The following is a 13166-nucleotide window of genomic DNA, read 5'->3' as shown; positions in this document are numbered from 1 at the left end:
ACGGAATCACCACGGCACCGGCATCTTTGAGCCGGGCGATGAGTTCCTGCTTGGGCGCCAGGGCGAAGGACGCCACCTTGACGCCTTCGCGGATCATCAGGTCGACGCGGTCGCCGGCGTCGGCGGCATCGGCGCGGATGTTCACGCCGAACGGCTTGTCGGTGGCGGCCTTGACCTTGCCGATGGCCGTCGCCAATTCGTCCAGAGTCATGGTGGCCGAGGCCAGGATGCCCAGCCCGCCGGCGTTGGCGGTCGCCGAAACCAGCCGGGCGCCGGCCACCCAACCCATCCCGGTTTGCACGACCGGGTGCTCGACACCGACCAGCTCGGTCAGCGGCGTGCGCAGCCTCATCAACGGATCTCTCTGTCGCGCAGCGCCTTCGGGTCGATAACCTCGCGGATCAGGCGCAGCTCGTCGTCGGTCGGCAGCCGGGACTCCTCTGCGGCGTCCAGGCCGTGGATGTCGAACGAGGTGTTCTCGCGGACCTCGTCCGCCGCGACGCCGGGGTGCAGCGACACCGCCCGCATCGTGCGGTCCGGCCCGCCGAAATCGAACACGCCGAGGTTCGACACCACCCGATACGTGTTGGCGAAGCGGAATGCCGGGTTGTCGGCGTCGACGTTGTCCCACCCGATTCCGCAGACGATGTCGACCTTCTCGCAGAACACCCGCTTGGAGTGATTGCCCACCCAGTAGCTGGTCGCGTGGTTGATCGCATTGCCGGGCGCACCACGGACACCGAACATCTGGCGTTTGGGCTGCTGCAGCGGGCCAAACGCCGAGATGTTCTGATTGCCAAAGCGGTCAACCTGATTGGCGCCCATCACCACGTGGCGCCGGCCCCAGGCCAGGGTTTCGAAGACCCGACCGAACGGCATCCAGCCCTCGACGGGTGCGGACGCGCCCAGGGCGGGGGTCTCGGCCAGCAGCTGCGCCTCGCCGTCGGTCAGCAGGATGTCCGGCGAGAAGGTCAACCGGGCCAGTCGGGCCCCGACCGAGGCCATGTTCGTCATCGGGCTGACCATGATCTCGCCGGCATCCCTGAACAGTTCGGCGCAGGCGACCGCGCAGACCTCGGGCCGGGTGATCGCGTCGCCGCTCATGACGAGGCCTCCTCTTTGAAAGCGCGGACGGCCGCCTGATAATCGTCTTCGCTGCCCGACAGGTAGGTCTGCACGAACTGCTGCCAACCCTCGTCCGTCGAGGCTGCCTCGGCGTAGTGCCGCTGGAATTTCTCGTCGCGGCCGTAATCCGGTGCGGCGGTGGTGAAGTGGGCTCCGCCTGGCGCCTCCACCACGCCGTCGACCATCATGCGGTTCACCAGCAGTGCCTGCGGGGGGACCGCCTTGACCAATTCTTGGGTGGACACGACGCGCTCCACCGACAAAAAGCGCCGCTCGGCGGCCATCAAAAACAGGTCGTCGAAGTACGGGTCGATCCCGGTGTAGGCCGCATTGCCTTGCGCATCACCGAGATTGAGGTGCGCGAATGCGGCGTCAAGCCGCAGCGCGGGCATCGCGAGCAACGTCTCGTGCCCGCCGCCGGGTGCCGGATACGGGCTGGTCACCGTCTGCAGTTCGCCCTCCCAGAAGTCCGGCACCGAGCTGCCCAGCCCGGCCCGAATCGGCAGGAACGGCAGGCGTTGCGCGGCGGCCTGCAGTCCGCAGCGCAGCATGCCTTCGTCCATCTCCCGGGCCTCGATCGCGCCGTTGGCACGGGCCTTGGCGAACCAGGGGTCGTAGAAGGGCGGTGAGTCGAGCGAGACGAATCCGTAGTAGACCCGCTTGACCTTGCCGGCCGAGCACAGCAGGCCCAGGTCCGGCCCTCCGTAGGTGACGACGGTCAGGTCGGTGATGTCGGTGCGCAGCAGCGCACGCACGAACGCCATCGGCTTGCGCCGCGATCCCCAGCCGCCGATACCGATCGTCATGCCGCTGCGCAATTGCGCGACGGCCTTATCGAGGGTGGTTCTCTTGTCGGCCACTATTCGCCGCTCTCCCCCGCAAGCGGGCGGTGCCCCCACCTCATCGCTGCTCCTTCCATCATCGTCGTCGGCGGCTAAGCCTTCTCACCCTTCGTCGTACCAGCGAACGCGTCGCGGTGCTCGTCGGACACCCCGGCGAGGTTGAGCTCGAACGTAAAGCCTTGCTCCATGCGGTAACTCGAGTTGACCCGTTGTACGTCGATCAGGTTCAGCGCCTCTTTGGCCGCCCGGATGACGCGGGTGTCCTTGGCAGCGATGTCGCGCGCGACCCGCAACGCGGCCTCGTCGAGCTCGTCGCGCGGCACCACCTCGTGCACCGAGCCGAAGTGGTGCAGGGTGGCGGCGTCGACGGTGGCCGCGGTGAAGAACAGCCGCCGCATCATGTGCTGCGGAACCAGTCGCGACAGGTGCGTCGCCGCGCCGAGCGCGCCGCGTTCCACCTCGGGCAGCCCGAAGGTGGCGTCGTCGGAGGCCACGATGACGTCAGAGTTGCCAACCAGCCCGATGCCGCCGCCGACGCAGAATCCATTCACGGCCGCGACGACGGGCACAGCGCATTCGTAGACCGCGCGGAACGCGGCGAAGCAGCCGCGGTTGGCGTCGATCAGGGCGGTGAATCCCTCGGTGCGCTGCATCTCCTTGATGTCGACCCCGGCGTTGAAGCCGCGGCCCTCGGCGCGCAGGATCACCGCGTGGGTGGTGGGATCTTGGCCGGCGGCGGTGATGGTGTCGGCAAGTTCGAACCAGCCGCGCGAGGGGATGGCGTTGACGGGCGGGAAGTCGACGGTAACCGCGACGATGCCCGGTTCGGTGGTGGTGGATGTGATGGGCAAGGTGCCACTTCCTTGTGGGGTAACTACCTAAGCAAGCACTTGCTTGGTACGCTAGCACAGTGACTCGCGCCCAAGCATGCCCCCCGTTTGAAGCCATCAACTTGGGGCTGGCCGGGCGGGTCGTTCTCGTCACCGGCGGTGTTCGCGGGGTGGGTTCCGGCATCAGCTCCGTTTTCGCCGAGCAGGGCGCCACCGTCGTCACCTGTGCGCGGCGGGCCGTCGAGGGATTGCCGTATGAATTCCACTCCTGCGACGTCCGCGACGACGACGCCGTCAAGGGGTTGATCGACACCATCATCGACCGGCACGGCCGGCTCGACGTGGTCGTCAACAACGCCGGCGGCTCGCCCTACGTGCTGACCGCGGAATCCAGCGCCAAGTTCAACCGCAAGATCATCGAGCTGAATCTGATTGGCGCGCTGTCGATTTCGCAGCATGCCAACGCGCAGATGCAAAGCCAGGAACGCGGCGGGTCGATCATCAACATCTGCAGCCTGTCCGGCCGCCGACCCTCACCCGGCACCGGAGCGTACGGGGCGGCCAAGGCCGGCCTGGAAAGCCTCACCCAGACGCTGGCGGTGGAATGGGGGCCGAAGGTTCGAGTGAACGCCTGCGTGGTTGGCATGGTCGAAACCGAACAGGCCGATCTGTTCTACGGCGACGCCGAGTCCATCGCGGCGATCTCCAAGAATGTGCCGCTGGGCCGGCTGGCCACGCCCGCGGATGTCGGATGGGCCGCAGCGTTTCTGGCGTCCGACGTGGCGTCCTATATCAGCGGGGCCTCGCTAGAGGTGCACGGCGGCGGCGAACCGCCGCACTATCTGTCCACCACGACCGCCAGCGCGGTCAAGTAGAGGAGACACAAACAATGGGAGTGGTTGACGGCCGCGTCGTCATCGTCACCGGAGCGGGCGGCGGTATCGGTCGCGCGCATGCGCTGGCCTTCGCGGAAGAGGGCGCGCGGGTGGTGGTCAACGACATCGGGGTGGGCCTGGACGGTTCGCCGGCCGGCGGCGGGAGCGCCGCCCAGAGCGTCGTCGACGAAATCACCGCCGCCGGTGGCGAAGCCATCGCAAACGGCTCCAACATCGCGGATTGGGACCAGGCGGCGAGCCTGATCAAGACCGCCGTCGAAACCTACGGCGGCCTGGACGTTTTGGTGAACAACGCCGGCATCGTGCGCGACAGGATGATAGCCAACACCAGCGAAGAGGAATTCGACGCCGTCATCGCCGTGCACCTGAAGGGCCACTTCGCCACGATGCGCCATGCCGCGTCGTACTGGCGTGGGCTGTCCAAGGAGGGCAAAACCGTTGACGCCCGGATCATCAACACCAGCTCGGGCGCCGGCCTGCAGGGCAGCGTCGGGCAGGGCAACTACAGCGCGGCCAAGGCCGGCATCGCGGCGCTGACGTTGGTCGGTGCCGCGGAGATGGGGCGCTACGGCGTCACCGTCAACGCCATCGCGCCCTCGGCCCGTACTCGCATGACCGAGACCGTGTTCGCCGAGATGATGGCGACGCAGGATCAGGACTTCGACGCCATGGCCCCGGAAAACGTTTCACCGCTGGTGGTTTGGTTGGGCAGCGCCGAATCGCGCGACGTCACCGGCAAGGTTTTCGAGGTCGAGGGCGGCAAGATCCGGGTCGCCGAGGGCTGGGCCCATGGGCCGGAGATCGACAAGGGCGCGAAGTGGGACCCCGCGGAGCTGGGACGCGTCGTTGCCGATCTGCTCGCCAAGGCGCGCCGGCCGGTTCCGGTCTACGGCGCCTAGCCGCTGGATTGTGCAACCGGTTCCGAGGCTCTTCGACCGACCGAAGGTGATCCCCAGTGCGTCAGTTCTCCGGTGGCACATGCCTTCGCGCATCCAGCGACTGCGGACGCATGCATGGCGCTCCGGCGGAAGCGTGGCGCGAACGGCCGGACAGCGAAGACTGGGCAGCCGACGGTAGCAGTTTCACTGAGTTCTCAGTGATCCATCTGCAGCACCGGTAAAAACGAGCTAGCGGGTGCAGCGGCGGCCAGCGCCACCACAGCCATGGCCACCCCAGCGGTCAATACCGCTGGGAGCATTGCCGAGATCTTGTCCCGGACTTTGATGTGGTAGCCGAGGGCGCCGCACATGAGCAGGCAGACCGCAGCACCCGTGACGATCGAAAGGAGTGGCGAAGCGATTCCAATCGAAAGGCCAATTGCTGCGGCGATTTCGGCAACACCGATCATCCGGTCTAATGAGACGCTTACCCCAAGGTGTTCCGCACTCGCACGAGTAGGTCTGAGCTGTAGCAGCTTTGGCACTCCCGTGCCGGCCATGACCAGCCCCAGGATGATCGATACGACGATAAATGTAACGTGCACAACCCTCCAAGTCCCTGACTTATGCGGGAATGAGTTTGAGCGGCAAGGCTTCGTGGCGGTGAATTATGTTGTTGATCGCCCATGTCGGACGACCAGTGACCTCGATACGGTCTACACGTTCGATCAGGGCGCGCAGCATTGCTGCGGTTTCCAAACGCGCCAGACCTTGGCCGGCGCAGGCGTGCGCACCTTGTCCAAACCCGATTTGACGGCCGGCGTCGCGGCGGATGTCGAAGACTTCGGGTTCTTCCCATTCATGTTCGTCTCGGTTGGCCGAGGCGTACAGGACGAGAACCCGGGCGCCGGACGGCACCGCGACGCCGACGATTTCAGTCTGTCGTCCCACGCAACGCGCGAATGCACGCAGCGGTGGCTCGTACCGGACGACTTCATTGATGGCATTCGTCAGCAAGGCCGGGTCCTCTTTGAGGAGCCGCCATTGCTCAGGATGGCTCGCAAAGAGATACAACGCATTTGAGATGGCGCTCATTGTGGTATCTATCGACGGGGCGAGATAGTCAACCATCAGCGGCGGACACTCGCGATGTGACAGCTTTCCTTCGTCGGCGGCAGTGAGGAGCTCGTCTGCCATGCTGCCGTCGAGAACGGTCCGCTCACGTACGACGCGGCGCGCGAAGCGGAGCATTTGCATCGCTCGAGGCGTCGATTTGATCGCTTGCCAGTTAAGCGGGCCGAGGACGTCGAAGGTCGCCCCGCCCCATCCGATGAGGCGGTCCCGATGGTTCCGTGGCCAACCGATGAGGTCGGGCACCACGGCCAGCGGCAGGGCGGCCGCGAGCTCGTTAACGCCATCGACGTCACCTTTGGCAAGCGCGGCATCGACGACCATGGCCGCCGTAGCGTCCACACTCTCGCTGATCTCGCGCAATGCGCGCGGCAATAGCCGGTGCGCGACCAATCTGCGTCGCTGATCATGTTCGCCGCCATCGCTATTGAGCGTCGTGCCTCGGGACAAGCGGTTGGTGATCGGATTCAGGGAGACACCCCTGCCCGATAGGAATGTCTTGTCATCACGCAACGCCGCCTTGCAGTCGGCGTAGCGCGGAAGCGCGTACGCCTTCTGCTTGGCCAACCAGACCACCGGCCCTAGCCCGCGCAACCGCTGGTAATGCGGGTAAGGATCGAGGATGGCGTCGCGAGAGTAGATGTTTGGCTTGTATACCGGGATACCGGCCGGTGTGCGGCGCATCGGTTCTCCTCTCGGCGCTGCCGGCGGGTACGGCACTGCTTTCTGACGAAATCATCACACATGACGAGAGGCTCAGTCAATATGACTGACGAAATCCTCAAGTGGGTAATGTGACCTCGTCCACCGCAGCCGGGAATCGACCAAACGGCGGGCTGGCGCGGCCGAGACGATGCGAAGGGGCATTACCACGTCACCAGCCGGTCGGCGCATCGGGAGCAGTGAAGTTCTCAGGTACGGCCACTGCCGAAGCCGACGGGTGTTGCATAGAAAATCTGCCGCCATCGACTGAGAGGTCGCACGCCTAGCGAGGCTCGCAGACCACAAGCGGGATGACCCGATCGGCGGTCTCGCGGTACTTGCGGTAGGGCGGGTACATCCGCGTCAATCGGGGCCAATACCGTTCGCGCTCAGCGTCGGTGGCGTCGCGCGCGACCAGGTCCAGGCGCTGGGCGCGGATCTGCACTCGCACGTCGGGATTCTCTTTGAGGTTGAGATACCACAGCGGGTCCTCGTCGCGCCCACCGAAGGACGCGGGCAGGATCACCCGTTCGCCGTCGCGCAGGTACAGCGTCGCGGTGGTCCGTGCCTCGGCGGATTTGCGTCCGGTGGTGGTCAGCAACGCGGCCGGGAACCGCAGCAGCCTGGCCCCGACCTTGCCGTTGGTTCGTCGGTACACCCAGATATGGGCGCGCGCGAAATATTTGAGCAGCAGTGCAATCGGGCGCGAGTTGCGAATCCAGTGGTGGCCGGGCATGGTGCCCTGCTGATTCCCCGCCCGGGCGAAATGAAAACTCAGGGGTCGCAGATGACGATCGGAATGACCCGATCGGTCCAGGCCCGGTAGTCGTCGAACGAGGGATACATGGCGTCCAGCTTCGGCCAGTACTCGGCGCGTTCCGCCTCGGTGGCGTCCCGGGCCCGCAGCTGCAGGACCTCGTCCTTGATCTGCACGGAGACTGCGGGATTGGCCTTGAGGTTGAAGTACCACTGGGGGTGTTTGTCGCTGCCGCCCTTGGAGGCGACCAGGATCACGCGGTTTCCCTCGCGCAGGTAGAGCAGCGGGCTGACCCGGGGTTCGCCGCTCTTGCGGCCGGTGGTGGTGAGCAGCGCGACCGGGGCCTTCTGGAAGGTGTTGCCGAATCTTCCGTTGCTGCGCTTATAGATCCACGCGTTGCTCTTGGCCATCCACTTGATGATGAAGCCGACCCAGGGAGCATCGAGTGAACGTGGCTTCGGTTTCGGCATGGGCGTTCCTTCGTGCTGGGTCTGGGCGGCTCCGCTTTGCGGGCTGCATCGTTACCGATGAATGAAGGGTTGGAAGCGAACCTTGATGTGGTGGATTTCGGCTTTCCCGCTTGCGCTCTCGGCCGGAATCACGAAGGTCTCGTGGACATGCGCGGCGAGCCGCCGGCCGCCGAACGCCGCTTTGGTCAGCACCTGGTAGGCCGCGTACACCTGGTCACCGTCGATGCGGTAGTCCGGTGGCGTCGTGTCCGCGAGCAACCGGTACTGGATTCCACGATTAAGGCTGCGCCGCAAGTGGTTTCCCGAGAAGCCGTTTTTGATTCCCTGCTCGATGCGGGTGCAGTGGGCGGCGAACGGAACGGCGTCACCGTCGTGGTTGACCAACGCGTCGATGTAGGTCTGCGCCGCGGCGATGCGGCTGTCGTCGGAGACGCTCACAACTGACAACGATCGAACGCTAGATGCGCTCGATGATCGTGCCGGTCGACAGGGCGCCGCCCGCGCACATGGTGATCAGCGCGGTGGTCTGGTCGGTGCGTTCCAGCTCGTGCAGCGCCGTGGTGATCAGCCGGCTGCCGGTACTGCCGACCGGGTGCCCCAGCGCGATGGCCCCGCCGTTGACATTGACCTTGGCCATGTCCGGGTCGTGCACCCGTGCCCACGACAGCACCACCGAGGCGAACGCCTCGTTGATCTCGGTGATGTCGATGTCGCCCATCTTCATCCCGGCCTTTTCCAGCACCTTCGCCGTCGACTGCACCGGGCCGTCCAGGTGGTAGTACGGCTCGGCCCCGACCAGCGCCTGGCTGATGATGCGGGCCCGCGGCCGCAGTCCAAGCGCCTTGGCCTTGTCCTCGTCCATCCACAGCACGGCCGCCGCGCCGTCGGAGATTTGCGACGACGTTCCCGCCGTGTGGATTCCGCCCTCGAGGACCGGCTTAAGCGCGGAGAGGCCCGACAGCGTGGTGTCGCGCAGGCCCTGGTCGCGGCTGATGGTGACGCGCTCGGACGTCGGTTGTTTGTTCTCGTCGAGCGCCGGGGCCTCGATCGGGGAGATCTCACGATCGAAACGGCCCTCTTCCCACGCCTGCTTGGCTTTGGTCTGGGACGCCAGGCCGAACTCGTCGATCTCGTCACGAGTGATGCCGCGCCGCTTGGCGATCCGCTCGGCCGCGGTGAACTGGTCGGGAAGGTCGATGTCCCACGACGACGGCCGCAGGACGGTGCGGTCGGGACCCGCGTTCGCGCCGAGCCCGACGCGGCTCATGGCCTCGATCCCGCAGGCGATGCCGACGTCGATCGCACCCGCCGCGATAAGACCGGCGACCAGGCCGTTGGCCTGCTGGCCGCTGCCGCACTGGCAGTCCACGGTCATCGCACCCACGTGCTCCGGCAGGCCCGCGACGAGCCAGCTGACGCGCGTGATGTTGTTGGACTGCTCGCCGAATTGCGTGACGCAGCCGCCGACGATCTGCTCGACGTCGCCGGCGTCGATGCCGGCCTTCTCCACAAGAGCCTTCTGCGTGGCCCCCAGTAACTCGGTGGCGTGCAGACCGGACAGCCACCCGTTCCGTTTGCCGATGGGGCTACGAGTGGCTTCGACGATGACAGGGTTACCCATTCCGTCAGGCTAGAACACGTTTCATTACTCTGACAAGCGAGGATGGTGACCTGCCTTTTATCTGCGCAGGAGGCGTGTTTTACTGGCACTAGAACACGTTGCAATTAGTGTTGTAAAAGGAGCGCACCCTACATGGCACCCCCCAACATTCCCGCCGACTTCGACTTTCTTGACCCCGACGTCAACCTTGCCGGGTTGCCCGTCGAGGAGCTCGCCCAGCTGCGTAAGGCAGAGCCCATCCACTGGGTTGACATCCCGAATGGCGCCGGCGGGTTCGAGGACCACGGATATTGGATCGTCACCAAGCACGCCGACGTCAAGGAGGTGTCGAAGCGCAGCGACATCTTCTCGAGCTGGATGAACGGGGCCATCCCCACCTGGCCGCCGGAGATGAAACGGGAGCAGGTCGAGCTGCAGCGCAGCGTCATGCTCAACATGGACGCGCCGCACCACACCCGGCTGCGCAAGATCATCTCCCGTGGGTTCACGCCGCGTGCCATCGGGCGGCTGGAAGCCGAACTGGCCCAGCGCGCCCAGAACATCGCCAAGACCGCCGCGAAAGAGGGCAGCGGCGATTTCGTCGAACAGGTGTCGTGCGAGCTGCCCTTGCAAGCCATCGCGGGTCTGCTCGGCGTTCCCCAGGAGGATCGTGACAAGCTGTTCCGCTGGTCCAACGAGATGACCGGCGGCACCGACCCCGAGTACGCCCACGTCGATCCCGCGCAGTCATCGGTGGAGCTCATCACCTACGCAATGGCCATGGCTGAAGAGCGAGGCAAGAACCCCACCGACGACATTGTCACCACGCTCATCGAGGCCGACATCGACGGGGAGAAGCTCTCCGATGACGAGTTCGGTTTCTTCGTGGTCATGCTGGCCGTGGCGGGCAATGAGACCACTCGCAACTCGATCACCCACGGCATGATCGCGATGGCCGACAATCCCGAGCAATGGGAGCTCTTCAAGAAGGAGCGCCCGTCGACCACGGCCGACGAGATCATCCGTTGGGCCACCCCGGTATCGGCCTTCCAGCGCACCGCCAACGAGGACACCGAGTTGGGCGGCGTGCAGATCAAGAAGGGCCAGCGGGTGGTGATGTCCTACCGGTCGGCCAACTTCGACGAAGAGGTCTTCGAAGACCCGCACAGCTTCAACATCCTGCGCGACCCGAACCCGCATGTCGGCTTCGGCGGCACCGGAGCCCACTACTGCATCGGTGCGAACCTGGCCCGCATGACGATCAACCTGATCTTCAACGCGGTTGCCGATCACATGCCGGACCTCAAGCCGATCGGTGAGCCCGAGCGGTTGCGGTCGGGCTGGCTCAACGGCATCAAGCATTGGCAGGTGGACTACGCCGGCAAGCCCGCGGTGACGTCCTGATGGACTTCGACCTCACCGCGACGCAGCAGGCCGTCGCCGATGTCGTCACGTCGGTGTTCGAGCGTGAATTGAGTTGGGACGCTTTGGTCAACGGCGGCGTGACCGCACTGCCGGTGCCCGAGCGCCTCGGTGGCGACGGTGTGGGTCTGCCGGAGGTCACCACTGTGCTCACGGAGATCGGCCGCCACGGCGCCATCACGCCGGCCTTGGCGACGCTGGGTTTCGGTGTCCTGCCGCTGCTTGACCTCGCCTCCGACGAGCAGCAGGATCGGTTTTTGGCCGGCGTCGCCAAGGGCGTCGTGCTGACCGCCGCACTCAATGAGCCGGGTGCCGCGCTGCCGGACCGGCCCTCGACCGCCTTCGCCAGCGGCCGGTTGTCGGGCACCAAGGTCGGCGTCGGCTATGCCAAACAAGCGGATTGGATCATCGTTACGGCCGACAGTGCGGTCGTCGTCGTGTCATCGAAGGCCAACGGCGTCGAGATGGTTCAAACCCCGACCTCGAACGCCTCGGAGGAATACACGGTCACGTTCGCCGACGTCGCGGTCGAAGACTCCGACGTCTTGGCGGGCGCGACGGCGCCCCGGGTCAACCAGTTGGCGCTGGCCGCCATCGGCGCCTACGCCGACGGCCTGGTGGCCGGGGCACTGCGCCTGACCGCCGACTACGTGGCCAACCGCAAGCAGTTCGGCAAGCCACTGTCGACTTTCCAGACCGTCGCCGCCCAGCTCGCCGAGGTCTACATCGCCTCGCGCACAATCAATTTAGTGGCGAAGTCGGTTGCCTGGGGGCTGTCGGAAAGGGGCGGATCGGCCCCGCAAGTACAAGACGACTTGGATGTCCTCGGCTACTGGATCACGTCGCAGGCGCCGCCGGTCATGCAGATCTGCCATCACCTGCACGGCGGGATGGGGATGGACATCACCTATCCGATGCACCGGTACTACTCCACGATCAAAGACCTGTCCCGGCTGCTGGGCGGTTCTTCTCATCGTCTCGATCTGGTGGGAGCGCAATGTTCATAGACCTGACTCCGGAGCAGCGCCAGCTGCAAGCGGAACTACGGGAATACTTTTCGAATCTGATCTCGTCCGACGAGATGAAAGCGATGGAGCAGGACCGGCACAACGAGGCCTACCGCGCGGTGATTCGGCGGATGGGCCAGGACCGTAAGCTCGGCGTCGGATGGCCAAAGGAGTTCGGCGGCTTGGGCTTCGGCCCCATCGAGCAGTCGATTTTCGTCAACGAGGCGCATCGGGCCGATGTGCCGCTGCCCGCGGTGACGCTGCAGACCGTCGGTCCGGTGCTGCAGCAGTTCGGCAGCGAGGAACAGAAGAAGAAGTTCCTGCCGGCCATTCTTGCCGGTGAGGTTCACTTCGCGATCGGCTACACCGAGCCCGAGGCCGGCACCGACCTCGCCTCCCTGCGGACGACCGCCGTGCGCCACGGCGACGAGTACATCGTCAACGGGCAGAAGATCTTCACCACCGGCGCCCACGACGCGGACTACATCTGGCTGGCCTGCCGCACCGACCCGGAAGCCGTGAAACACAAGGGCATTTCGATCCTGATCGTCGACACCAAGGATCCCGGCTACTCCTGGACGCCGATCATCCTGTCCGACGGTGCCCACCACACCAACGCCACCTACTACAACGACGTGCGCGTGCCCGCCGACATGCTGGTCGGCGAGGAGAACGCCGGGTGGCGGCTGATCACCACTCAGCTCAACAACGAGCGGGTCATGCTGGGCCCCGCCGGCCGCACCGCCGGCATCTACGACCGGGTGCACGCGTGGGCCTCCAAGCCGGGTAGTGACGGCGTGACGCCGATCGACCACCAGGATGTCAAGCGGGCGCTCGGCGAGATCCATGCGATGTGGCGGATCAACGAACTGCTCAACTGGCAGGTGGCGGCCGCGGGTGAGGACATCAACGTGGCCGACGCCGCGTCGACGAAAGTCTTTGGCACGGAACGCATCCAGTACATCGGGCGCCTCGCTGAGGAGATCGTCGGCAAGTACGGCAACCCCGCCGATTCGGACACCGCCGAGCTGCTCAACTGGCTGGACTCGCAGACCAAGCGCAACCTGGTCATCACCTTCGGCGGTGGCGTGAACGAAGTGATGCGCGAGATGATCGCCGCGTCCGGACTCAAGGTGCCGAGGGTGCCTCGATGACGGATATCAAGGAAGCGGTTGCGGAAATCACCGCCACCGTTGTCGCTGCGCCGCGCGACGCCCGGGATCCGGTGAACCAGCCGACGATCAACAACTGGGTCGAGGCGATCGGCGATGCCAACCCGATCTACGTCGACGAGGCCGCCGCCCAGGCCGCCGGTCATCCCGGAATCGTCGCGCCGCCGGCCATGATTCAGGTGTGGACCATGTTCGGGCTGGGTGGCGAACGCCCGACCGACGACCCCATGGGCCCGATCATGAAGTTGTTCGACGACGCCGGCTACATCGGTGTGGTCGCGACCAACTGCGAGCAGACCTACCACCGCTATCTGCGTCCCGGCGAGCAGGTCAC

General features: G+C 65.5%; 15 protein-coding genes and 1 pseudogene. 6 read left to right on the top strand and 10 right to left on the bottom strand.

All coding sequences use genetic code 11. The features are described from left to right. The 4 genes and pseudogenes from ipdC to echA20 all read right to left on the bottom strand — a co-directional run. A pseudogene (ipdC, locus tag A5652_RS08575) lies at positions 1-352 on the bottom strand ((3aS,4S,5R,7aS)-5-hydroxy-7a-methyl-1-oxo-octahydro-1H-indene-4-carboxyl-CoA dehydrogenase); the annotation flags it as partial. Continuing rightward, complete coding sequence (ipdB, locus tag A5652_RS08570; RefSeq protein WP_067349203.1) at positions 352-1104, bottom strand: cholesterol ring-cleaving hydrolase subunit IpdB; 753 nt, start codon at positions 1102-1104, stop codon at positions 352-354. The pseudogene ipdC and the gene ipdB, both read right to left, overlap by 1 nt. Then, positions 1101-1985, bottom strand: coding sequence for a cholesterol ring-cleaving hydrolase subunit IpdA (gene ipdA, locus A5652_RS08565; protein WP_067349198.1), 885 nt, complete (start codon positions 1983-1985; stop codon positions 1101-1103). Before ipdA ends, ipdB begins: the two co-directional genes overlap by 4 nt. Before the next feature lie 74 nt (positions 1986-2059). Then, positions 2060-2818 carry a (7aS)-7a-methyl-1,5-dioxo-2,3,5,6,7,7a-hexahydro-1H-indene-carboxyl-CoA hydrolase gene (gene echA20 / locus A5652_RS08560; protein WP_067349195.1) on the bottom strand — a complete coding sequence of 253 codons (759 nt, stop codon included), beginning with the start codon at positions 2816-2818 and terminating at the stop codon, positions 2060-2062. A gap of 95 nt (positions 2819-2913) precedes the next feature. Here echA20 and A5652_RS08555 point away from each other — a divergent pair, with 95 nt between their 5' ends. Both A5652_RS08555 and A5652_RS08550 read left to right on the top strand, forming a co-directional pair. After that, entirely contained in the window at positions 2914-3672 is a 759-nt protein-coding gene (locus A5652_RS08555) for an SDR family oxidoreductase (RefSeq protein WP_067349206.1), read from the top strand. A 14-nt stretch (positions 3673-3686) separates the two neighbouring features. Beyond that, positions 3687-4592, top strand: a complete 906-nt coding sequence (locus A5652_RS08550) for an SDR family oxidoreductase (protein ID WP_067349192.1) — start codon at positions 3687-3689, stop codon at positions 4590-4592. Positions 4593-4786: 194 nt separating this feature from the next. On the opposite strand, the gene A5652_RS08545 is transcribed toward A5652_RS08550, so the two are convergent. From A5652_RS08545 to A5652_RS08520, 6 genes are all read right to left on the bottom strand, one after another. Beyond that, on the bottom strand, positions 4787-5176 hold the full coding sequence (locus tag A5652_RS08545) for a DoxX family protein (protein ID WP_067349188.1): 390 nt from the start codon (positions 5174-5176) through the stop codon (positions 4787-4789). Positions 5177-5195: 19 nt separating this feature from the next. Continuing rightward, entirely contained in the window at positions 5196-6386 is a 1191-nt protein-coding gene (locus tag A5652_RS08540) for a cytochrome P450 (protein ID WP_067349185.1), read from the bottom strand. A gap of 301 nt (positions 6387-6687) precedes the next feature. Next, complete coding sequence (locus A5652_RS08535) at positions 6688-7140, bottom strand: nitroreductase family deazaflavin-dependent oxidoreductase (RefSeq protein ID WP_067349180.1); 453 nt, start codon at positions 7138-7140, stop codon at positions 6688-6690. 38 nt (positions 7141-7178) lie between these two features. Further along, positions 7179-7631, bottom strand: coding sequence for a nitroreductase family deazaflavin-dependent oxidoreductase (locus A5652_RS08530; protein WP_067349175.1), 453 nt, complete (start codon positions 7629-7631; stop codon positions 7179-7181). 51 nt (positions 7632-7682) lie between these two features. Beyond that, entirely contained in the window at positions 7683-8069 is a 387-nt protein-coding gene (locus tag A5652_RS08525) for a hypothetical protein (protein ID WP_067349170.1), read from the bottom strand. A gap of 19 nt (positions 8070-8088) precedes the next feature. After that, on the bottom strand, positions 8089-9252 hold the full coding sequence (locus tag A5652_RS08520) for a steroid 3-ketoacyl-CoA thiolase (protein ID WP_067349167.1): 1164 nt from the start codon (positions 9250-9252) through the stop codon (positions 8089-8091). A 132-nt stretch (positions 9253-9384) separates the two neighbouring features. Between A5652_RS08520 and A5652_RS08515 the strand changes: the two genes are divergently transcribed. The 4 genes from A5652_RS08515 to A5652_RS08500 all read left to right on the top strand — a co-directional run. Beyond that, positions 9385-10635 carry a cytochrome P450 gene (locus A5652_RS08515; RefSeq protein ID WP_067349163.1) on the top strand — a complete coding sequence of 417 codons (1251 nt, stop codon included), beginning with the start codon at positions 9385-9387 and terminating at the stop codon, positions 10633-10635. Further along, a complete protein-coding gene (locus A5652_RS08510; protein WP_067349157.1) occupies positions 10635-11660 on the top strand; it encodes an acyl-CoA dehydrogenase family protein in 1026 nt (341 codons plus the stop codon). Before A5652_RS08515 ends, A5652_RS08510 begins: the two co-directional genes overlap by 1 nt. Continuing rightward, the gene (fadE29, locus tag A5652_RS08505; protein ID WP_067349153.1) at positions 11651-12814 is read left to right on the top strand and encodes an acyl-CoA dehydrogenase FadE29; all 1164 of its coding nucleotides are present in this window, start codon (positions 11651-11653) and stop codon (positions 12812-12814) included. Before A5652_RS08510 ends, fadE29 begins: the two co-directional genes overlap by 10 nt. After that, positions 12811-13166 (top strand): MaoC family dehydratase N-terminal domain-containing protein (locus tag A5652_RS08500; protein ID WP_197513843.1); only part of this gene is annotated, 356 nt, incomplete at its 3' end. The genes fadE29 and A5652_RS08500, both read left to right, overlap by 4 nt.

It is taken from the genome of Mycobacterium sp. 1165178.9 (assembly GCF_001673555.1).
Classification (GTDB): Bacteria; Actinomycetota; Actinomycetes; order Mycobacteriales; family Mycobacteriaceae; genus Mycobacterium.
This window is presented reverse-complemented; position numbering and strand designations above follow the sequence as displayed.